Annotated in this window: 2 pseudogenes; both read left to right on the top strand. The window is 69.2% G+C overall.

Annotated elements, in window-relative coordinates:
• Positions 1 to 366, top strand: a pseudogene (locus tag B4E30_RS06675) (phosphate ABC transporter substrate-binding protein PstS); the annotation flags it as partial.
• Between the two features lie 109 nt (positions 367 to 475).
• Positions 476 to 747, top strand: a pseudogene (locus B4E30_RS06670) (phosphate ABC transporter permease subunit PstC); the annotation flags it as partial.

Here is a 747-nt window from a genome sequence, read left to right as displayed (position 1 = left end):
TCGCAGGTCGGCGACCTCGGCACCGTCTCGGTCGGCGTCGGTGGCGAGTTCGTCCCCTACTCGGCCGAAGCCGCCGCGATGATCGTCGACTCGGCCCCGCAGGTCGAGGGCCGCGGCGAGGGCGACCTCGCCCTCGAAGTGGACTACAGCACCGAAGAGGCCGGCGTCTACCCGATCGCCCTCGTCAGCTACCTCATCGGCTGCGTCGAGTACGAGGACGCGAACACCGCTGAGCTGGTCGCGGCGTACTTCTCCTACATCGCCAGCCCCGAGGGCCAGGACGCCGCCGCCGAGAACGCCGGCTCGGCCCCGATCTCGGACGACCTGCGCTCGCAGATCGAGTCCGCGATCGCCCTGATCGGCTGATCATCCCCCTGATCCCGCCCTGCCCGGCCTCGCCGTCGGGCAGGGCGGGATATCCCGTCCGACCCGCAGCAGACATACTGGGGCAATGGGTTCCCGGCGAAGGACAGAAATGGCGACGACCACCGACAACCGCCCACCCGTGAAGACCGATCCCAAGCGCGGCGCACGCCGTCGTCCTGGCGACCTCGCCTTCTCGGGCACCGCTCTGGCCGCAGGAATCACCATCCTCGTCCTCCTGGCCGCGGTGTCCGTCTTCCTGATCGCCGAGTCCGTTCCGGCGTTCACCTCCGACCCCGCCGAGAACCCGATCCTCAACGGCAGCTCGTTCCTCGAGTACGTGTGGCCGCTCATCTTCGGCACCATCTGGTCGGCGATCCTCGC

Origin of the sequence: Microbacterium sp. UBA3394 (genome assembly GCF_002358725.1) — a bacterium.
Taxonomy (GTDB): Bacteria; Actinomycetota; Actinomycetes; order Actinomycetales; family Microbacteriaceae; genus Microbacterium; species Microbacterium luteum.
Note: the sequence above shows the minus strand (reverse complement) of the source record. Positions and strands in the feature narration are given on the sequence as shown.